General features: G+C 71.7%; 15 protein-coding genes. 8 read left to right on the forward strand and 7 right to left on the reverse strand.

Going from position 1 to position 20,208, the window contains the following annotated elements; all coding sequences use genetic code 11:
• Nucleotides 1-63: 63 nt before the first annotated feature.
• Complete coding sequence (locus BXA11_RS11190) at nucleotides 64-1,653, reverse strand: MFS transporter (RefSeq protein WP_204053579.1); 1,590 nt, start codon at nucleotides 1,651-1,653, stop codon at nucleotides 64-66.
• A gap of 290 nt (nucleotides 1,654-1,943) precedes the next feature.
• On the opposite strand from BXA11_RS11190, the gene BXA11_RS11195 reads away from it, so the two are divergent.
• Nucleotides 1,944-4,292, forward strand: coding sequence for an AAA family ATPase (locus BXA11_RS11195; protein WP_083744142.1), 2,349 nt, complete (start codon nucleotides 1,944-1,946; stop codon nucleotides 4,290-4,292).
• 99 nt (nucleotides 4,293-4,391) lie between these two features.
• A complete protein-coding gene (locus tag BXA11_RS11200) occupies nucleotides 4,392-6,095 on the forward strand; it encodes an ABC transporter family substrate-binding protein (RefSeq protein ID WP_083744143.1) in 1,704 nt (567 codons plus the stop codon).
• Between the two features lie 77 nt (nucleotides 6,096-6,172).
• Here the strand turns inward: BXA11_RS11200 and BXA11_RS11205 are convergent, their stop codons facing one another.
• The 3 genes from BXA11_RS11205 to BXA11_RS11215 all read right to left on the reverse strand — a co-directional run bounded on the left by BXA11_RS11205 (nucleotide 6,173) and on the right by BXA11_RS11215 (nucleotide 8,916).
• On the reverse strand, nucleotides 6,173-6,943 hold the full coding sequence (locus BXA11_RS11205) for a LamB/YcsF family protein (RefSeq protein ID WP_030505718.1): 771 nt from the start codon (nucleotides 6,941-6,943) through the stop codon (nucleotides 6,173-6,175).
• 62 nt (nucleotides 6,944-7,005) lie between these two features.
• Nucleotides 7,006-8,508 carry a hypothetical protein gene (locus BXA11_RS11210; protein ID WP_076434554.1) on the reverse strand — a complete coding sequence of 501 codons (1,503 nt, stop codon included), beginning with the start codon at nucleotides 8,506-8,508 and terminating at the stop codon, nucleotides 7,006-7,008.
• Nucleotides 8,509-8,733: 225 nt separating this feature from the next.
• Nucleotides 8,734-8,916, reverse strand: coding sequence for a hypothetical protein (locus tag BXA11_RS11215; RefSeq protein WP_373320547.1), 183 nt, complete (start codon nucleotides 8,914-8,916; stop codon nucleotides 8,734-8,736).
• Between the two features lie 173 nt (nucleotides 8,917-9,089).
• Between BXA11_RS11215 and BXA11_RS11220 the strand changes: the two genes are divergently transcribed.
• The 4 genes from BXA11_RS11220 (at nucleotide 9,090) to BXA11_RS11235 (ending at nucleotide 14,939) form a co-directional block, all read left to right on the forward strand.
• Complete coding sequence (locus BXA11_RS11220) at nucleotides 9,090-9,656, forward strand: HhH-GPD-type base excision DNA repair protein (RefSeq protein WP_030505715.1); 567 nt, start codon at nucleotides 9,090-9,092, stop codon at nucleotides 9,654-9,656.
• Between the two features lie 177 nt (nucleotides 9,657-9,833).
• Nucleotides 9,834-11,915, forward strand: a complete 2,082-nt coding sequence (locus BXA11_RS11225) for a SpoIIE family protein phosphatase (protein ID WP_076434448.1) — start codon at nucleotides 9,834-9,836, stop codon at nucleotides 11,913-11,915.
• Nucleotides 11,916-12,133: 218 nt separating this feature from the next.
• Entirely contained in the window at nucleotides 12,134-13,810 is a 1,677-nt protein-coding gene (locus BXA11_RS11230; protein ID WP_076434555.1) for an RNA polymerase sigma factor, read from the forward strand.
• 163 nt (nucleotides 13,811-13,973) lie between these two features.
• Nucleotides 13,974-14,939, forward strand: coding sequence for a hypothetical protein (locus tag BXA11_RS11235; protein WP_076434449.1), 966 nt, complete (start codon nucleotides 13,974-13,976; stop codon nucleotides 14,937-14,939).
• A gap of 1 nt (nucleotide 14,940) precedes the next feature.
• Here the strand turns inward: BXA11_RS11235 and BXA11_RS11240 are convergent, their stop codons facing one another.
• Both BXA11_RS11240 and aceE read right to left on the reverse strand, forming a co-directional pair.
• The gene (locus tag BXA11_RS11240; RefSeq protein WP_030505711.1) at nucleotides 14,941-15,690 is read right to left on the reverse strand and encodes a YaaA family protein; all 750 of its coding nucleotides are present in this window, start codon (nucleotides 15,688-15,690) and stop codon (nucleotides 14,941-14,943) included.
• Nucleotides 15,691-15,763: 73 nt separating this feature from the next.
• On the reverse strand, nucleotides 15,764-18,220 hold the full coding sequence (gene aceE, locus BXA11_RS11245; protein WP_030505710.1) for a pyruvate dehydrogenase (acetyl-transferring), homodimeric type: 2,457 nt from the start codon (nucleotides 18,218-18,220) through the stop codon (nucleotides 15,764-15,766).
• Nucleotides 18,221-18,258: 38 nt separating this feature from the next.
• Between aceE and BXA11_RS11250 the strand changes: the two genes are divergently transcribed.
• Entirely contained in the window at nucleotides 18,259-18,906 is a 648-nt protein-coding gene (locus tag BXA11_RS11250; protein WP_076434450.1) for a GntR family transcriptional regulator, read from the forward strand.
• A gap of 144 nt (nucleotides 18,907-19,050) precedes the next feature.
• Complete coding sequence (locus BXA11_RS11255; protein WP_239104932.1) at nucleotides 19,051-19,791, forward strand: GNAT family N-acetyltransferase; 741 nt, start codon at nucleotides 19,051-19,053, stop codon at nucleotides 19,789-19,791.
• A 155-nt stretch (nucleotides 19,792-19,946) separates the two neighbouring features.
• On the opposite strand, the gene BXA11_RS11260 is transcribed toward BXA11_RS11255, so the two are convergent.
• On the reverse strand, nucleotides 19,947-20,177 hold the full coding sequence (locus BXA11_RS11260) for a DUF7455 domain-containing protein (RefSeq protein ID WP_030505707.1): 231 nt from the start codon (nucleotides 20,175-20,177) through the stop codon (nucleotides 19,947-19,949).
• Nucleotides 20,178-20,208: the final 31 nt, after the last annotated feature.

Raw genomic sequence — 20,208 nt, forward strand, 5'->3', positions numbered from 1 at the left:
TGGGTGGGGGGTGACTTGCCCGGACACTTCCCCGACTGCGCCGCCGTCATGCGTCCGGCCCGCTCAGGTCCGTACGCCGTCGGACTCCTCGGCATCGGCGCTCGCGGGGGTGGGAACGTGGCGGGGGAGCAGCAGGGCCACGGCCAGCGCGGTGAGCGCGAGCAGCGCCAGGCTGACGACGATGGTGGAGTGCAGGGCGGTGACGAAGGCCGCGCGGGCGGCCTCGAGCAGCGCGGTTCCGGTCGTGCCGGTCTCGTCGGCCACGTGCGCGGCCGCGGCCAGCGACTCGCGCGCCTGCGCCATGAGCCCGGCCGGGATCCCCGGGACGCTGGTGAGGGAGGGGGCGTACACGATCGTGGTGATCGTCCCGAGCACGGCGATGCCGAGGCCCGCCCCGAGCTCGTAGGCCGTCTCCTCGATCGCGGCGGCGCCCCCGGCCCGCGACTCCGGCACGGTGGCCATGATCGTGTCCGACGCCGCCAGCAGGGCGACCTCGACGCCGAAGCCGATCCCCACGAAGCAGGCCGTCAGCATCACCGGATGCTGCTCGGTTCCCCAGGTCAGCACCGGGGTGAGGGACAGCGCGGTCAGGGCGAGGCCGCCGCCCACCGTCGCGCGCAGCCCGACGCGTCCCAGCACGTGCGCGGCGGCCAGGCCGCCCGCGATCGCCGCGACCATGAGCGGCAGCATCCGCACGGCGGCCTGCAGGGGCGACAGCCCCAGCACGAGCTGGAGATACTGCGCCAGCATCAGCTCCAGCCCGACCAGCGCGAAGATGGACAGCAACACGCAGCCGACGCCGGTCGCGAAGCCGCGCTGCGCGAACAGCCCGATGTCGAGCAGGGGGAACGGCAGCCGCCGCTGCCGCCGGACGAACCAGACGAGCAGCGCGACACCGGCCACGAGCACGGCGAGCGAGAGCCCGCGGCCCAGGGTGTGCCCCGACCCCGCCTCCTTCAGCCCGAACGCGACGGCCAGGATGCCCACGGTGGACAGCGCCGCGCTCAGCGCGTCCCACGGATGGTCGGCCCGCCGCGGCGACGCCGGCAGGATCCGTACGGCGAGCGGCAACGCGACCAGCAGCAGCGGCACGTTGATGAGGAAGACCGCGCCCCACCACAGGTGCTCGACGAGGACCCCGCCGATCAGCGGCCCCACGGCCGCTCCCGCGGCGGCGACGGCGCTCCAGACGCCGAGCGCGATCGCCCGCTCGCGCCGGTCGGTGAAGACCTGCCGGATGATCGAGAGCGTCGCCGGCATGATCATCGCGCCGCCGACGCCGAGGAAGGCCCGCGAGACGATGAGCGCGAGCGGCGTCGCGGCGAACGCGGCCGACAGCGAGGCCAGGCCGAACACCACGTAGCCGCCGAGCACGAAGGGCCGTCTGCCATATCTGTCGCCCAGCGTGCCGAACGTCACCAGCAGCGGCGCGACGACCAGCGAGTAGATGTCGATGATCCACAGGAGCTGCACGGACGACGGCTCCAGGGCCGCGGTGAGCGCCGGGACGGCGATGTGCAGCACGGTCGCGTCGACCGCGATCAGGAGCAGGCTGAAGCACAGGAGCACGAGCACCGACCACCGGCTCGCCCTGTGCTCCCGCAGGGCACCCGCGGCGCGGACGGTGGCGGACTCGACCGAAACCATGATCATAGTCCGCTCAGTGCTCCTGCTCCGAAATCCCGGCCGGCTGGAACATGCGTGGCAGCTTAGGCCATGGGAAGCGGATCTCTCAGCCCTTCGGGTGATGTCGGGAACAAATCGCCGGATCCGTATCACCCCAGGTGGTCACGCGGAGCAATCCGCCCGCATCCGGTAGTCGCGTACCACCCGGCTCGGGCGGGCGTCCCGCTCCGGCGACGTGCAGGGTTCACCGCGCCGCATGGGTCCACCCATTCCGTTCGCACGTGCGGTATAACCGGGGTCGAAGCGGGGAGGCGTCGATGCGGGACTCCGACAGGGCACGGGCGGCGAGCCTCTTAAGCCGGACTGCGGCACGTGATCTGTTCGAACAGGTGCGTTTCCGCTATTTCCAACTTCCGCCGTTCGCGCGACGCGCGTTGTTCGTCGTGCTGCTCGTCGCCACCATGGGACTGGCCGCGGCGCTCAACTGGTCGCTCGCGCCCACCTTCATCTACACGTTCCTGGCGCTGTGCTTCCTCGCGCTGGCGCTCAGCTACCCGCGCGCCGCCGCGACCGTGCTCGTGCTCGCCGGGTGGGGCCTGCTGCTGCCGCTGTTCATGGGCGTGTTCGGCGGGCAGTCGATCGTGCCCGGCGCGTTGATGCTGCTGGGCGCGCTGACCGGCGTCGCCGCCCACCTGATCCGCTGGGTCCCGCCGTGGCTGACGACGCTGATGGCCCTCGCGCCCGCCGGCGTCGTCGCGCTGTCGCTGTCGCCGCTGTCGTCGTCCGCCGCCCTGTGGGGCGCGTACGGCGTCGCCGCCGCCGTGCTCCTCTACCGCCTGGTGCTGGCCCGCAGGGTGCGCGCGGAGGCGGAGCGGGAGGCGGCGGGCGCGGAGACCCAGGTGCAGGTGCGCGGCAGGGCGGGCGGCCACCAGTCCGCCGCGGCCGAGACCGGCGCTCCGCCGCCCATCACGGTCGAGCAGGCGCTCGCGGAGCTGGAGTCCATGATCGGCCTCGAACCGGTCAAGGAGCAGGTGCGCGCCATCGCCGCGTCGATCGAGGCGGCCCGGCTGCGCAGGGAGGCCGGTTACGCCAACGAGCGGCCGATGCGCCACTTCGTGTTCGTCGGCCCTCCCGGGACCGGCAAGACCAGCGTCGCCAGGTCGCTCGCCAAGATTTTCTACGCGTTCGGGCTGCTGGAGACGCCGTTCGTGGTCGAGGCGCAGCGGGCCGACCTCGTGGGGGAGTACCTGGGGGCCACGGCGATCAAGACGAACGAGCTGATCGACCGCGCGCTCGGCGGCGTCCTGTTCGTGGACGAGGCGTACAGCCTCATCAACTCGGGCGACGGCCAGCCCGACCGGTTCGGCGCGGAGGCCGTGCAGACGCTGCTCAAGCGGGCCGAGGACGACCGTGACCGGCTCATCGTCATCCTGGCCGGCTACGAGCGGGAGATGAACGACTTCCTCGCGTCCAACCCGGGGCTGTCGAGCCGCTTCGCCACCCGGGTGCGCTTCCCCAGCTACAGCCCCGCGGAGCTGCTGGAGATCACCGAGGCGCTGCAGCAGCGCCGGGGCGACCGGCTCGCCCCCGAGGCCCGTCCCGTGCTGCGCCGGCTGTTCGAGGACGTGGAGCGCCGGGGGCTCGTCGACGACCTCGGCAACGCCCGTTTCGCCCGCAGCCTCGCCGAGGCCGCGGCGCAGGCCCGCGACGTCCGCGTGGTGAGCGCGGGCGGGGCGCCGCGCGGCGAGGACCTGGTCACCACCACCGCCGACGACGTGACCAAGGCGTTCAACGAGATCACCGCGCGATACCGCGGCTACCAGGTCACCCCGACCCTGGACGAGGCGCTCGCGGACCTCGACACGATGGCCGGCCTCGAACCGGTCAAGCGGCAGGTCCACGCGATCACCGCCCAGCTCAAGGTGGCCAGGATGCGCCAGGAGCAGGGCCTGCCGGTCCAGTCGCAGATGCGGCACTTCGTGTTCGTCGGCCCTCCCGGCACCGGCAAGACGACCGTCGCGCGCATCCTCGGCCGGATCTTCTCCGCGCTGGGCCTGCTGGCCCGGCCCGACGTGGTCGAGGCGTCGCGGGCCGACCTGGTCGGCCAGCATCTCGGCGCCACCGCGATCAAGACGAACGAGCTGGTCGACCGGGCGCTCGGCGGGGTGCTGTTCATCGACGAGGCCTACGGCCTGGTCAACACCGGCTACTCGGGGGGCGACGCCTTCGGGGCCGAGGCGGTGCAGACCCTGCTGAAGCGCGCCGAGGACGACCGCGACCGCGTGGTCATCATCCTGGCGGGCTACGAGCGCGAGATGGACGCTTTCCTGGCGACCAACCCCGGCCTGGCCTCCCGGTTCAACCAGCGCGTGTCGTTCCCCTCCTACAGGCCGTCGGAGCTGACCGAGATCGCGGAGCTGCTCGCCTCCGGGAGCGGGGACAGGTTCGACGCCTCGGCCGCCCGCGACCTCGCCGACGTCTTCGACTGGGTGTGCCGGGAGGGACTCATCGACGGGCTGGGCAACGGCCGCTTCGCACGGTCGCTGTACGAGCGGGCCGCGCTGCGGCGCGACGTCCGGCTCGCCGAGCAGGCGTCGGCGAACGCCGCCGAGCTGACGACGATCACCAGCGAGGACGTCCGCAGCGCGGTGGACGAGTTGTCCTGACGGCGTAGGGGACCCCCGGACGCGTGTCCCGATGGCCGCAGGCCGTCACTTCCTGCTACTAATCGACTGCGTATGGTAGCTGGAGGATCGGAGAAGCACGTGAGAGCACGATGGCCGGTTGTCCTGGCCACACTGGCCGCTCTGTGGGCCGCCGGTGCCTGCGGCGTGCAGCGGGGGCCGGGTGAACCGGACAGCGGGCTCGCTCCCTCCCCGGTCAAGGCGTACGACATCAATCCGCTGGCCCGTGACAAGGTGAAGGACGGCGGCACGCTCCGGTGGGGGCTCACCGACTTCCCGACCCAGTGGAACCGCAACCACATCGACGGCGACGGCACCGGCGTCAAGGCGGTGACGGACGCGCTGATGCCCCGCACGTTCCGGTCCGACGAGCGCGGGCGGCTGACCCTCGACACCGACTACGTGACCAACGCCAGGATCACCGCGACCTCCCCCCGGCAGGTCGTCACCTACTCCATCAACCCCAAGGCGAAGTGGTCGGACGGCAGGCCGATCACCTGGACGGACTTCGCCGCGCAGTGGAAGGCCATGAGCGGCCGCGACCGGGACTACCGGGTCGACTCGACCATCGCGTACGAGAACATCCAGAGCGTGGCCAGGGGGGCGAGCGACCGCGAGGTGGTGGTCACCCTCGCCCAGCCGTTCAACGAGTGGCAGTCCCTGTTCACGCCGCTGTATCCCAGCACCACCAACGCGACCGCGGCGGCGTTCAACGCGGACTGGATCAACCGCATCCCGGTGACCGCGGGGCCGTTCCGCGTGCAGCGCCTCGACGCCAAGGGCAGGACGGTCACGCTCACCCGCAACCCCGCCTGGTGGGGCAACCGCGCCAAGCTGGACGGCATCGAGTTCCGGACCGTGCGTCCCGACCAGATGGTCCACGCGTTCACCCGGGGAGATGTGGACCTCTTCGAGGTGGGCCCGTCCCCCGACGACTACGCGAGGGTCAGGGAGGCCTGGGACGCCGTGATCCGGCAGGCCGCGGGTACCCAGTATCGGCAGTTCACCTTCAACGGGGAGAGCCCGATCCTGGCCGACGCGCGGGTGCGCGAGGCCGTCGCGGCGGCGCTCGACCGCCGCGGTCTCATGCAGGTGGACCTCAAGGGCCTCGGCTGGCCGACCGTGACGCTGGACAACCACTTCCTCATGAACAGCCAGTACGGCTACCGCGCCAACGCCGGGGAGATCGGCGCGTACGACCCGAAGCGGGCCGGGCGGCTGCTCGACCAGGCGGGCTGGAAGCTGTCGGGCAAGACCCGCGTGAAGAACGGCAAACCGCTCACGCTGCGCTTCGTCGTCCCCGAGGGCATCGTCATGAGCGGCGTCGAGGCCGACGTCGCCCGGCAGATGCTCGATCGCGTGGGCATCCGGGTCGACGTGCGCAAGGTGTCGTTCGACGACTTCTTCGGCAAGCACCTCATCCCCGGCGACTTCGACATCACCGCCTTCGCCTATCCGAGCACGCCGTTCCCGGTGTCGAGCGCCTTCGACATCTACGCGAACGGTGAGACCGGCGGCCGGGGCGACGACGTCGAGTGGTACTCCAACCTCGGGCGCAGCGGGAGCAAGCAGATCGACGAGGCGATGTACCGCGCCGGCAGCACGCTCGACCCCGGCAAGGTGCCCGGCCTGCTGAACGAGGCCGACGGGCTGGTCTGGAAGAAGGTCAACGTGCTGCCGCTCTACCAGAGCCCGCAGGGCGTGGCCGTGCGGTCCGCGCTGGCCAACATCGGGGCCAACGGGTTCTTCGACCTCAGGTACGAGGACATCGGCTACGCCTCCTGAGCGGCCGCCCACGGGTCGCCTCCGGCGCGCCGGAGGCGACCCGTGGGGGCCCGTGGGGGCACGGACAGGCCCGGCGGTCACGTGAACGGCTCCACCGTCACGCCCGCCTCCACGAGCGCCTTGCGGACGGCGGTGGCGATCCGTACGGCGTCGGGCGTGTCCCCGTGCACGCAGACGGACCGGGCGCCGACGCGCACCTCGCCGCCCTCGATCGTCGTCACCACGCCCTCCGTGGCCATGCGCACGGCGCGGGCCGCGACCTCGTCCGGATCGTGCAGCACCGCCCCCGGCCGCCTCCGGGGGACCAGCGTCCCCTCGGGCGTGTACGCGCGGTCGGCGAAGCACTCGGCCACCGTCGGCACGCCGTGCCGGGCGGCCACCCGCGACAGGGCCGACCCGGGCAGCGTGAGGATCGGCAGCGCCGCGGCGGCGGTGAAGGCCGCGACGGCCGCCACCACGGCCTCCGCCTGCTCCTCGTCCCGGCAGGCGCGGTTGTACAGGGCGCCGTGCGGCTTCACGTACGACACCCGCCCGCCCATCGACCTGGCCATGCCGTCCAGGGCGCCGAGCTGATAGAGGACGTCGGAGCACAGCTCCTCGGGGTCGACCTCCATCTCCCGGCGGCCGAAGCCGGCCAGGTCCCGGTAGGAGACCTGGGCGCCGATCGCCACGCCGCGGTCCACCGCGGCCGCGCAGGTGCGGCGGATGATCAGCGGGTCGCCCGCGTGGAAGCCGCAGGCGACGTTGGCGCTCGTGACCAGGTCGAGCAGGGCCACGTCGTCCCCGAGCCGCCAGATCCCGTAACCCTCTCCGAGATCGGCGTTCAGGTCCATCACACCAGCGTTCATCGCCCTGCCTCCCGCAGCTCGGTGCGGTCTCCATCCTGCCGCAGGGAGAGGGGTCGCCACGGTTAGGTGGGAGGTTCGTCCGGGATGTCGGCGATGTCGTCCAGTGCGGCGGCCAGCTCGTCCGGATGGTCGCCGATGCGCTCGGCGATCTCGATGAGGACGTGCAGCACGTCGTGCCGGTCGTGCCCCAGGTCGATCAGGCGCTGGGCGGCCTCCCACAGCTGCGGCGGGTCGCCGACCCACAGCCGGCTCGCGATCTCCTCGTGCCAGGCGAGGTGCTCCTCCAGGTCCGTACGGCCGAGCTCGTCGGCGTGGTCGATCTCCAGCAGGATGCGCCGGTCGGCCTCGTCCGCCGGGTTCAGCAGGTCGAGGCTGGTCGAGCCGCGCATGCCCTGCAGCAGGGGGAACGCGAACGCCCGCCGGGCCAGGGCGGACAGGTCGCCGTCGGGCAGCAGCCGTTCCACGAGAGAGCGGTCCAGCCCGAAGGTGGTCGGGTCCCGGTAGGCCTCGGTGAAGCGGGCCGTCGCCTCCCAGACCGCGTCGAGCGTCGCCCGGACCCCCTCATCGGGCAGGCCGATCCGGGGGCCGGCGAAACGCACCCACGCCGACAGCACGTGCGGCATCGCGTCCTGCTCCGACGGGCTGAGCAGGACCTTGCGCGGCAGCCAGTCGAGCAGGAACGTCTCGCACTTGGTCGGGCTCACCCGCATCGGCCGGCCGAAGTCCTGGTCGCAGCCGTAGTCGATGATGTGGTCGGCGCACCGGGAGGCGGCCGACGGGTCCGACAGGTTCTCCGCCGCGTCCGAGGCGAGGAACTCGGCCGCCAGCATCGCGCGGCGGTCCCGGCTGTAGGGCGCCTCGGTGTGCGCGGGGGCGGGCCTCATCCGCCCGGGCGGCAGCGCCTTGATCCGGGCCCGGGCGAAGGCGTGGTAGGCGCTGTAGCTGTCGCTCACCAGCTTCCGCGCGGTGCGGCCGTGCGCGGCGGCCCTGGTGGCCTTCATGGCGAACTCCAGCAGCGCCCGCGCCTGCTGCGGCTCCAGCTCCTCGAACCGCAGCAGCGCGTTGCCCGCGGCCTCCAGCCTGGCCTGCTCAAGCAGCTTGTCGACCTGCGACGACACCCAGGCGTCGCGGGCCATGCCGCCCATGTTGTAGTCGACGACCACGACGAGCGCGTGCCTGTCCTCGCCGTTGTAGGCGAACGTGCACACCACGGTGTCCTGGTCGCCGTACACGTCCCGGGAGACGTAGCAGCCGGTCGGCTTGACCGCGCCGACGCGGTCCGCCCAGCGGGGCCTGGCGACGTCCGACTCCATCAGCGCGAGCGCCGCGCCCTCCGCCTTGGCCGCCTGGCGGGCGGTGCCGAGGTAGGCGACGGAGACGAGCAGGGTGAGCGCGGCAGGCGTGCCGGCCTTGGCCGCGTAGTCCACCAGCCCCTCGCCGAGGATCTGCTCGACGTCGCCGCCGCGCAGCCGCCTGCCCCACCACGCCCCGAGCATGTCGGAGACCATGAGCTCGGCGTCGAGCGGGCTGCGGACGGCGAGCAGCTCCCTGGCCGCCAGCAGCATCTCCGCGAACACGTCGTCCGGCGGCCGGGTCTCCCGGGGGTCACGTCGGCGCCGGCGACTCACGAGATCTCGCTCCGCTCGCTCACGGTGACCACCCTCTCGCATTCCCGCCGCGAAGGGCATCAGGAACACGGCCCGGTGACTTCCCCGTTATCTGCCGCCCCGGCCGTGCCCGCCGTACGGGCACGGGCCGGGACGCCCGCCGGGTGACTCCCGCGCGGCACCTCACCTCCGGGAAGGCGGCGCCGAGTTGACCATGCCCAGGAGGCGTTCCCGGGCGACCCGCTCGACGATCTCCGGTGTGACGTCGAGTCCCAGATGCTCGCCGCAGGCCCAGGTGTCGGCGACGCACCTGGCGACTGCGGACAGGGGGACGGTCAGGAATTCCGCGGCCAGCCGGTGGGTCACGAGCTCCGCCGGTTCACGAAGACCAGGCTCCGGTGATGGGCCGCCACTGATTCGTGCTGCGAGTACGGGCATGGACTGCATTCCTCGCTGAATGGGGACCTGCCGCCCCTTATTCCACCTCTTTCCCCGGCGGTGTCAAGCCTTGGCGGGCCGCCGCGTGGGAAGCTGATCCCATGCGCATCCGGCTCGCCCAGGATCCCGAGGCCGACGAGCTGCTCGGCCGCAGCCCCCTCGCACTGCTCATCGGCATGCTGCTCGACCAGCAGGTGCCGCTCGAGCGGGCCTTCGCGGGGCCCCGTACGATCGCCGACCGGCTCGGCCGCGACCTGGACGCGCGTGAGATCGCCTCTTATGATCCTGAGCAATTCGCGGCTCTGCTCGCGGCGACGCCTGCGGTCCACCGTTATCCGAAGGCCATGGCGGCCCGCGTCCAGGCGCTCGCGACCTATCTCGTCGAGCATTACGACGGCTCGGCCGAGAAGGTGTGGCAGGATGTCCGCGACGGTGCCGGGCTGCTGCGCCGGCTGCTGGCCCTCCCCGGATTCGGCCGGCAGAAGGCCCAGATCTTCCTGGCCCTGCTGGGCAAGCAGTGCGGCGTGCGCCCGGACGGCTGGCGTGAGGCGGCCGGGCCGTACGGCGAGGAGGGGGTGCACCGGTCGGTGGCCGACGTCGTCGACGCCGAGAGCCTGCAGTTGGTCCGCGCGACCAAGCAGGAAGCGAAGCGGGCGGCCAAGAAGTAGGCCGGATCCTCCTGCGCGAGACGCCGGTCTTTTGACAGGATGCGTTGACCGCATGGCGGGCGGGGCTTCCGTCCGCGCATGCCGATCGCCCATGATGTAGGGCAGATCTGCGCTACCAATCACAGTTATGGAGATGTGCCTCGTGGGAGACGCTGGCACGCGACGGAGGTGCCGACCATGAGCGCCGAAACCTCCGTGCCCCGGCCCCGGGAGCCCGGTTTGGACATATCAGACTCCGACCTCTTCAGAGGCCTGATGTCGGAGGCGCCGTTTGCCTTCGCATTTTTCAACCCGGATGGGCGTTTCGTCCGGGTCAACTCCACCTTTACCGAGCTGACCGGCCATCCTGTCGAGTTGCATCTTGACCGCCAACCGTCCGAGCTGCTGCCGGCCGACCTGACCACCATGATCGATGGGGCGCTGCGCCGGATCGCCGACGAGTCGCTGCCGGTCACCGACCAGCGGATCAGGACCCGCGCTGGGAACGGCGACACCCGTCACTGGACGGTGTCGTTCTACCCGATGCGCGGCGACGACGGCGTCGTCGGGACGGCGTTCTTCGGCGTGGACGTGACCGAGCGGCAGCTGAACGAGGAGGTGCTGGAGCGCAGCGAGGAGCGCTATCGCTCGCTGGTGGAGTCGCAGCAGCAGCTCGTGTGGATCACATCGCCCAGCGGCGCGGTCGCCGAGGACGCGCCCCAGTGGCGGGCCATCACCGGCCAGGGGCTGGAGGAGTACCTCGCGCACGGGTGGCTGGACGCGGTGCACCCGGACGACCGCCCCGGCACCGAGGAGGCGTGGCGCGAGGCGCTGCGCGGCCGGACGATGTTCGAGTGGAGCTACCGGGTGCGCACCCGGGCCAGCGGCTACCGGCACTTCGAGGTGCGGGCCGTGCCCATCATCAGGCACGGCCGCGTGGTGGAGTGGGTCGGGGCGAACACCGACGTCACGCCGCAGCGCGAGGCCGAGGAGATGCGCGGCCGCCTCACCGACCAGCTCGGCGCCGCCGCGCTGCGCACCGCCCGCCTCCAGGGCGCGACCGCCCAGCTCGCCGAGGCGCTCACCGTCGAGCAGGTGGTGCAGGTCATCATCGACGTCGGCCGTACGGCCCTCGCCGCCGACCACTCGTCCGTGGCCCTGCTCGACCTGGATCGGGCGACGCTGAAGCTGATCAGCAGCGGCGGCACCCCGGACAACCGGGGCGAGGAGATCGACCTCGCGAACCCCAACGTGATGACGATGGCGGTCAACAGCCGCCGCCCGGTCTTCGCCGAGTCGCCGGACAGCCTGCGCGCCCAGCTCGTGGACGCGGGCGCCGACGAGGCGCAGATCTCCGGCTTCCTCACCCAGACGGACGAGCGGGCCTGGGTGGGCCTGCCGCTGCTGGCGGCCGGGCGGGCGCTCGGCGCGCTGCGGTTCTCGTTCACGCGGACCCAGAAGATCTCGCAGGAAGACGGCGTCTTCCTGGAGGCTCTCGCCGGGCAGTGCGCCCTCGCGGTCGAGCGGGCCACGCTCTTCGAGCGCGAGCACAAGACGGCCGAGACGCTGCAGCGCAGCCTGCTGCCCGAGCGCCTGCCGGTGGTGCGGGGGATGACCCTCGCCTACCGCTTCCGCTCCGGCTCCCGTCACGTGCAGGTGGGCGGCGACTGGTACGACGCGTTCGTCCTGCAGGACGGCCGGGTGGCGGCCGTGGTGGGCGACGTCATGGGCAAGGGCGTCAAGGCCGCCGCCGGCATGGGCCGGATCCGCAACGCCATGCGCGCGCTCGCGCTGACCAACCCGCCCCCGGCCGCGGTGCTGACGGGGCTCGACCGCGTCTTCGAGGCGACCGAGGAGGAGGAGCAGGTCACCACCCTGGCGTACATGGTCGTCGAGCCCGGGACCGGGGAGGGCACGCTGGCCCTGGCCGGTCACCCGCCGCCGCTGCTGGTCTCGCCGCAGGGCGTCGGGCTGCTGCACGAGACCGAGCCGGGCACTCCGCTCGGCTGGGCCACGAGCCGCAAGCAGTTCCGGTTCTGCGTGCCGCCGGGTCACACCGCCGTTCTGTACTCGGACGGCCTGGTGGAGAACCGCAAGCGCGGGCTGGACGCCGGACTCAGGGAGCTTTCGTCCGTCGTGGCCGAAGCGCCCCCGGAGGTCCTGAGCAGCCCGAATATGCTGCTCGATTTCCTGGTGGACCACATGCTGTCCGGGTATGAACAGGACGATGATGTAACGGTACTCGCGGTCCACGTGCCACCGGCCACGAAGAGTGACTGAATGAATCAGGCATAACGGTTGCTTTCGGGTATCAGTGACCTCCTTCCGTACGCACTAGTGTCTCGGTCGGCCTAGGGTGGAGGAGCAACCGGCGGGACGCGGCCGTATCACGTACCGTGGCGTGCCACAATGGCATGTCGCGGTCTGCGCGACCTCACCACCGGAAAAGAAGAAGCACCTGGGTCCATTCTCGCCATGCGTTCGTTCGAGAGGTGTTCGTGTCGCCTGCAAGTTCGACTCGCTCGAAGCCGTCGGAGCTGAACGAGCCAGTGATTCAGCAGCTCCTCGAGCGTGGGCGCTCGCAGGGTTTCCTCGAGTCCGAGGATGTCCGCAAGGCCTTCGAGGAAGCGGACATCCCGATGTCGCAAGCCGCTGGATTCCTGCGCAGCCTCAGCAAGGAGGGTGTGACCGTCGTGGTGACGGCCGCCGACTCCGCGGCTCCCAAGCGTTCTCGAGGTCAAGCCAAGCGCCGCACCACCGCGCCCGTCAAGAAGACCACCAAATCCGCGGCGGCCAAGGAGTCGCAGCCGGAGACCGTGACCGCCGTGGTGACCGACTCCGCACCGGCCGCCAAGCCGGGGCCGAAGAAGCCCGCGCCGGCCAAGCCCGCGCCGCCCGCCGCCAAGGCCCCGGCCAAGCCCGCTCCGCCGAAGAAGGCCGCGCCCGCCAAGCCGGAGGCCCCCACCGCGGGTCCCGAGGGTAAGGCGCCCAAGGCCGACTCCAAGCCGAAGTCCGCCGACATCGCCGAGGACGACGAGGACATCGACCTCGAAGGTGACGTCGACATCGAGGACTTCGACATCGAGGTCGAGGACGTCGAGATCGACTCCGAGGCGGAGACCGAAGAGTCCGACACCGAGTCCGAGGGGGAGGCCGAGGGCGAAGAGCCCAAGGCCGAGGCGCTCGTCCAGTCCGAGGACGAGGTGCTGATCCTCACCGACGACGATGACGACGCGCCCGTCGCCCAGGTGGCGGCGGCCGGCGCCACCGCCGACCCGGTGAAGGACTACCTCAAGCAGATCGGCAAGGTGCCGCTGCTCAACGCCGAGCAGGAGGTCGAGCTCGCCAAGCGGATCGAGGCCGGCCTGTTCGCCGAGGAGCAGCTCGCCCAGGAGGTCGACAGCCTGCCCGTCGATGTCCGCGCCGAGCTGGAGTGGATTGCCGAGGACGGCCACCGCGCCAAGAACCACCTGCTGGAGGCCAACCTCCGGCTCGTGGTCTCGCTGGCCAAGCGGTACACCGGCCGCGGCATGCTGTTCCTGGACCTGATCCAGGAGGGCAACCTGGGCCTGATCCGCGCGGTCGAGAAGTTCGACTACACCAAGGGCTACAAGTTCTCCACGTACGCCACCTGGTGGATCCGGCAGGCGATCACTCGGGCCATGGCCGACCAGGCGCGGACCATCCGCATCCCGGTCCACATGGTCGAGGTGATCAACAAGCTGGCCCGCGTCCAGCGGCAGATGCTGCAGGACCTCGGCCGCGAGCCCACGCCGGAGGAGCTGGCCCGCGAGCTCGACATGACCCCTGAGAAGGTCATCGAGGTGCAGAAGTACGGCCGCGAGCCGATCTCCCTGCACACTCCGCTGGGTGAGGAGGGCGACAGCGAGTTCGGCGACCTCATCGAGGACTCCGAGGCCATCGTCCCGGCCGACGCCGTGAGCTTCACGCTGCTGCAGGAGCAGCTGCACTCCGTTCTCGACACGCTGTCGGAGCGGGAGGCGGGCGTGGTGTCGATGCGGTTCGGCCTCACCGACGGGCAGCCGAAGACCCTCGACGAGATCGGGAAGGTCTACGGCGTGACCCGCGAGCGGATCCGCCAGATCGAGTCCAAGACCATGTCGAAGCTGCGCCACCCGTCCCGTTCCCAGGTGCTGCGCGACTACCTGGACTGACGTCACCAGTCGATCGTCCCCCCGGCCACGCACCACCGGCCGGGGGGACGTTGACGTGTAGGAGCGTCCCGCAGTAGGCGGACGATCCAAGGGAGACGACTTAACACCGACGTAACCTCGCGGTAGCGCCACGAGCATGGCGACGCTCCTAGGCTCGCGCCTCATGGGAGTGATCGAAGTGGATCGGGCGCGTGCTCGGGGGCCACGAGTGATCCCGGACCGCCCTTGGGCGGACACCATGCTCGACGAGGCGGTCGAGGCCGCCTCCCGGGGCGACCTCAGACCGGCCGCGGCCGTCCTCGCGGACAGCAGGGGCGACCCGGAGACGCGGTCGCTGCGGGTGGAGGCGCTGTCGCGCACCGTCGCCGGAGCGAGCCGGTCGATAGAGGCGATGCTCGCCTACGACCAGGGCAATCCCGACCTCTGGCTGTGGCTCGGCCGGGCCCGCCTGGAGGAGGCCTGGGATCTGCGGCCCGACGTGCGGGCCAGGGCGGTGCAGGCGGACCGGCAGCACGCCTACCGGTCGGCGATGGAACAGGCCAGGCAGCCGCTGCTGACGGCGGCGGGGATCGCGCGGAGTGATCCGGTGCCGTGGGAGTGCCTGATGTGGCTGGCGATCGGGCTGGACCGGCCGCGCACCGACAAGGACGCGGTCTGGTACGAATGCTCCCGCCGGTGGCCGACGCTGTATTCGGGGGCCATGGCCCGCCTGATCACCCTGTCGCCCGGCTGGGGCGGAACCGCCGGGGAGATGCTCGGCTTCGCCCGCTCGGCCGCCGCGCACGCCCCGGAGGGCAGTCCGCTCCCGGCACTCGTGCCGCTGGCCCACTTCGAGATCGTCGCCGCCGCGCGCACCCCCATGTCGCGGGGCGGCTGGTTCTCCTTCGAGGCGCAGCGCGACATCGTCTCGGCCGCCGGCCACTGGGCGGAGCGGCGTCTCGGCGGGGCGCACCCGCGCTCGGTCGAGGCGCACAACATCTTCGGCGCCGCCTTCTACCTGTCCGACCTCCGGCGTCCGGCGCGCGGGCATCTCGCCAGGACGGGCGGCCGCTTCAGCCGGCTGCCCTGGTCGCATCTCGGCGATCCCGGGCAGCAGTATCGCCGGGCCTGCGCCCGGCTCAACCTCTGACTCACTCGTCCACGATCACGTCGAGGGTCCGCGGCCTTCCCCGGCCGGCCGGCGCGGCCAGTTCCACCCGATGCCCGAGGCCGGTCAGCAGGTCGGCCAGATCCCCGGCCGTGCGGGGCCGGTCGGGGGTCTCGACGAGCGCGCGGGCGACCACGCCCCGGGTGGCCTTCGCCATGTGGCTGACGACGGTCCGCTTTCCGGCCGCCTCCCGCAGCACCCGCACGGCCACGCCGCGTTCGCCGGGCTGCCAGGCGGCGGCGTACGTCGCGGAGCGCATGTCCACCACGAGCCCCTTCGTCGCGTCGAGCACCGCACTGATCGACGGCCGCCAGAACGCGGCCAGGCCGCCCATGGGCGGCAGCCGTACGCCCATGGACAACCGGTAGGGCGGCACGCGGTCGGACGGGCGCAGCAGGCCCCACAGCGCCGAGAACACGACGATTCTGCGGTCGGCCCGCCGCCGGGCCTCGGGGGAGAGGGTGGCCAGGCCCAGATTGTCGTACAGCACGCCCGTGTAGAGGGCGGCGACGGGCAGGGTGCGCGCCGTGGGAAGCGCCAGGTTGCGCTCGATCTCGCCGGCCTGCCCCTCCGACAGGCCGAGCACGTCGCGCGCCTCGGGCGTCCGGCAGAGCGAGACGAGGGCGTCGAGGACCTTCTCGCGCGGGGAGGCGAGTTCGGGGAAGCCGAGCCGGCGGACGGTGGAGGTGCCCCGCTCGGCCTTCCCCTCCGAGGGCGGAAGCAGGATGAGCACGGTTTCGCAGCCTACTGCGCCCCGACCGGGAAACTCTCCCGATCGGGGCGCAGCCCCTGAAGGGTGGCGTCGCTCACTCGCGGCCGGTGTCCACCGCCTTGAGCACGGCCTCCGCGATCGAGCGCGGGTCCACGCCGAAGTGCCTGCGGACCGCCTCGCGGGTGCCCGACAGCCCGAACCCGTCGGTGCCGAGCGAGGTCCAGGGCCGGTCGATCCACGGGCTGATCTGGTCCGGCACCGCGCGCATCCAGTCGCTGACCGCGATCACCGGTCCCTCGGTCCCGGCCAGGGCCTGCCGGATGTACGGCACGCCCGTGGTGGCCATGGCGTCGCGGCGCAGCTCGCTCCAGGAGGTGACCGACCACACGTCCACACCCAGGCCGTACTCCTCCCGGAGCAGCCGCTGCGCGTCCAGCGCCCAGTGGATCGCGGTGCCGCTGGCCAGCAGGTGGGCCTGGCCGCCACCGTCGGAGTACCGGTAGATCCCCCGGAGGATGCCCTCCTCCACGCCCTCGGGCATGGCGGGCTGCGGCATCGGCTCGTTGTAGACGGTCAGGTAGTAGAACACGTCCTCGCCGCCGGGGCCGTACATGCGCCGGAGCCCCTCACGCACGATCGTCCCCACCTCGTAGGCGAAGGCGGGATCGTAGGCCAGGCACGCCGGGTTGGCGGAGGCGAGCAGCTGCGAGTGGCCGTCGGCGTGCTGCAGGCCCTCCCCGGTCATCGTGGTCCGGCCGGCGGTGGCGCCGACGAGGAACCCGCGCCCGAGCTGGTCGGCCAGCGCCCACATCTGGTCGCCGGTGCGCTGCCAGCCGAACATCGAGTAGAAGATGTAGAAGGGGATCATGGCTTCGCCGTGGGTGGCGTAGCTGGAGGCCGCGGCCGTGAACGACGCCATCGATCCGGCCTCGGTGATGCCCTCAAGCAGGATCTGCCCCTCGGTCGCCTCCTTGTACGCCAGCAGCAGGTCCCGGTCGACGGACTCGTAGCGCTGGCCGAGGGGGGAGTAGATCTTGGCGGTGGGGAACAGCGACTCCATGCCGAACGTCCTGGCCTCGTCGGGCACGATCGGCACCCAGCGGCGTCCCGTCTCCGGCTCCTTCATCAGGTCCTTGACCAGGCGGACGAAGGCCATCGTCGTGGCGACCGGCTGCTTCGAGCCCTTCTCCAGGGCCTTGAACGGCGCCTCGCCCGGGGCGGGCAGCGGGGTGTGGGAGACCGTGCGGCGGGGGACGGGCCCGCCCAGGGCGCGGCGCCGCTCGGCGGCGTACCGTGCCTCCGGGGAGTCCGGGCCGGGATGGATGTACGGCGGGAGGCCGTCGTCGAACGCCTCGTCCGGCACCGGCAGGCCGAGCCGGTCGCGCAGCGCGCGGAACTCGTCCTGGGTGAGCTTCTTCATCTGGTGGTTGGCGTTGCGCGCCTCGATGCCCGCACCGAGGGTCCAGCCCTTCACGGTCTGCACGAGGATCACCGTGGGCGCGCCGCGGTTGTCGAGGGCCCTGCGGTAGGCCGCGTACACCTTCTGCGGCTCGTGGCCGGCCCGGGATCCGCCGACGATGCGCCGCAGGTCCTCGTCCGAGTGCGGCACGTCCAGGCCGTGGAACAGCCGCTCCCTGATGTAGTCGCCCGTCGACGCGGCGAACGTCTGGAACTGCCCGTCCGGCACCTCGCCCAGCCGGGCCACCAGTTCGTCCGAGCCGAGCAGCCCGTCCCACTCCCGGCCCCACAGCGCCTTGACGACGTGCCAGCCCGCGCCCCTGAAGACGCCCTCCAGCTCCTGCACGATGCGGGTGTTGCCGCGCACCGGTCCGTCGAGCCGCTGCAGGTTGCAGTTGATCACGAACGTGAGGTTGTCGAGCCCTTCGCGGGCGGCCAGGGTGATGGCGGCCGTGGACTCCGGCTCGTCCATCTCGCCGTCGCCGAGGAAGGCCCATACGTGGCTGCGCGAGGTGTCCTTGATGCCGCGATTGTGCAGATAGCGGTTGAACCTGGCCTGATAGATCGCGTTGAGCGGGCCGAGGCCCATGGAGACGGTGGGGAACTGCCAGAAGTCCGGCATGGACCGCGGATGCGGGTACGAGGGGAGCCCGCCCTCGGGCTCGCGCCTGAACAGGTCGAGCTGGGCTTCGCTCAGCCTGCCCTCGAGGAAGGCCCGCGCGTAGATGCCGGGGGAGGCATGGCCCTGGAAGTAGACCTGGTCGTGGCCGCCCTGGAAGAAGTGGTTGAAGCCCACCTCGTACAGCCAGGCGGCCGAGGCGTAGGTCGCCAGGTGGCCGCCGAGCCCCAGCCGGCTTCCCCTGGTTATCATCGCTGCGGCGTTCCACCTGTCGTACGCCGCGATGCGTTCCTCCAGCTCCAGGTCACCGGGGTAGCCGGGCTCCTCGGAGGTGGGGACGGTGTTGATGTAGCGGGTGGTCGTCGCCAGCCGCTTCAGCAGGTAGTCGGCCCGTTCTGGGCCTGCTGCACGGCGGACCGCCTCGAGGGATTCGAGCCATTCGGCGGTCTCCTGCGGGTCCAGGTCTTCTTCCATGAATCCATTAAACACCCTAATGATCGATCATAGGATGTATGGTGCCCCCTATCATCGGACCCGTGGAACCCGTCCTGCGATCGCCGCTTCGCGACCAGATCCGGCAAACGGTACTCGACGGCCTGATGCATGGTCGATGGAAGCCCGGGGACCGCATCGTGGAGCGGCGGATGGCGGCCGAACTCGGCGTCAGCCAGGCCCCGGTGCGCGAGGCGCTGCGCGAGTTGGACGCGCTCAGGCTCATCGAGTCGTCGCCCAACAAGGGCGCGCGGGTCCGCGGGCTCACCCGGAGCGACCTCCGCGAAGTGTACGAGGTGAGGGCGGGCCTGGAGGAGACGGCCGTCCGGCTGGGCAGGCCTCCCGTGGAGGCGTTGCGCACACACCTCGGCCGCCTGGGCGACGCGGTGGCCGGCGGTTCCCTGCACGATCAGGTGCGGCACGGCGTGGCCTTCCACCGGGAGATCGTCAAAGCCTCGGGCAACGAGGTGCTGCTGTCGGTGTGGGAGTCGCTCGGCATCGAGGTGTGGTCCCACCTGTCGATCCGCCTGTTCCGGCACCCGCACGAGAACGTCGCCGACCACGAACCCCTGCTGGAGGCCTTCGAGCGGGACGACCCCGAGGTGGGCGTCCTGCTCCGCGAGCACGTGCTCGGCTACGCCCCGGCCGAGCCCGGAGACGCGATCTAGCCCTTCCGCCCGGTCATGGCGATGCCCTGCACGAAGTGGCGAGGGCGTCCCAGCCGGAGGTGTCGATACCGGCAGGGGCCACCCCGGCGTCAACTGGACACGGGATCCAAACCCGCGCAGCGCAGGTCAACTAGGCTGCGGCGGATGAGCGAGGTGAATGCGGAAATCGCACGGTTCGACCTGCTGGTCGACGCGGCATGGCCGGCGCCGGGACGGGCCGAGGACGGCGGCTGGGTCTACCGGCACGCGGGCGGTGTGACGAAACGGGCCAACTCGGTGCTGCCGCTGGGAGAGCGCGCGGATCTGCCGGAGGCGGTCGACCGGGCCGAGCGCTTCTACGCGGGCATCGGGCAGCCCTGCGTGTTCTCGGTCGGCATGGGCGCCTCGCCGGGCCTCGACGACGAACTCGGCCGCCGGGGCTATCGCCTCGTGGACCCCACCCTGGTGATGACCAGTCCGATTTCCGGAGACGAGGCCGCCGTCGGCGCGGCGGTGGAGGACCGGCCGTCGGAACGGTGGCTGCGCACCTGGTGGAGCGTGGACGGCGGGCGCCATCGCGACACCGGGGAGGGCCCGGCGCGGACGTGGGGTGAGCGCATCCTCGGCGGGGTGCCCGCCGGGTACGTCCTCCTCGAGGAGGGCGCGGTGGGAAGGGGCGTGCCGCAGGGGCGATGGCTCGGGATCTACTGCATGGCGGTCGAGCCGCACGCCAGGCGGCGCGGGCTGGGCGCGGCCGTGCTGCGCACCCTGCTCGCGTGGGGGTGGCAGTGTGGCGCGGACAGCGCGTACCTGGTGGTGACGGAGGCCAACGGCGGCGCCCGCGCGCTCTACGAGCGTGAGGGGTTCGCCGTCGCCGGCCGCTATCACTACCGGGTGCGGTCCTGACCCGCCGGCGCCACCGCCGCGGACCCCGGGGGAAACGGGGAACGGCGGTCGCGCCGGGCGGGCGGCCCGGGTCGGCGGCTTATGCCGATGGCCTATATGGCGACGGCGCGCGGAGCCGACGTCGTCGTCTGCGCTCCGGCACGCCGTCTATGGGGTCAGCGCTCGCCGTCAGGGGCGATCGCGGGGGATTCACTGAGTCGGGCCGACTCGTCCTGGATCTCAGCACCTTTGTCGCGCAGCACAGTCACGTGCTGACGCCCGTGGTGGGCGCAGAACAGCAACTCCCCACCCACGGGCAGGGTCGCGCGGATGTAGGCCTGAGCACCGCACCGGTCGCACCGGTCCAGGGCCGTCAGCGGCTTGATGGGGGCGAGAGCTCCAGTCACGTATCGCCTTTCGGGTCGCCCCACGCTGTGG

The organism is Microbispora rosea (assembly GCF_900156315.1).
Taxonomy (GTDB): Bacteria; Actinomycetota; Actinomycetes; order Streptosporangiales; family Streptosporangiaceae; genus Microbispora; species Microbispora rosea.

Coding starts and splice junctions, on each gene's coding strand:
- BXA11_RS11250 (WP_076434450.1), top strand. CDS start 18,259: ATGGTGCCCCCTATCATCGGACCCGTGGAACCCGTCCTGCGATCGCCG.
- BXA11_RS11220 (WP_030505715.1), top strand. CDS start 9,090: ATGCGCATCCGGCTCGCCCAGGATCCCGAGGCCGACGAGCTGCTCGGC.
- BXA11_RS11190 (WP_204053579.1), bottom strand. CDS start 1,653: ATGATCATGGTTTCGGTCGAGTCCGCCACCGTCCGCGCCGCGGGTGCC.
- BXA11_RS11235 (WP_076434449.1), top strand. CDS start 13,974: ATGGGAGTGATCGAAGTGGATCGGGCGCGTGCTCGGGGGCCACGAGTG.
- BXA11_RS11210 (WP_076434554.1), bottom strand. CDS start 8,508: ATGCTGCTGGCGGCCAGGGAGCTGCTCGCCGTCCGCAGCCCGCTCGAC.
- BXA11_RS11205 (WP_030505718.1), bottom strand. CDS start 6,943: ATGAACGCTGGTGTGATGGACCTGAACGCCGATCTCGGAGAGGGTTAC.
- aceE (WP_030505710.1), bottom strand. CDS start 18,220: ATGGAAGAAGACCTGGACCCGCAGGAGACCGCCGAATGGCTCGAATCC.
- BXA11_RS11255 (WP_239104932.1), top strand. CDS start 19,051: ATGAGCGAGGTGAATGCGGAAATCGCACGGTTCGACCTGCTGGTCGAC.
- BXA11_RS11195 (WP_083744142.1), top strand. CDS start 1,944: ATGCGGGACTCCGACAGGGCACGGGCGGCGAGCCTCTTAAGCCGGACT.
- BXA11_RS11225 (WP_076434448.1), top strand. CDS start 9,834: ATGAGCGCCGAAACCTCCGTGCCCCGGCCCCGGGAGCCCGGTTTGGAC.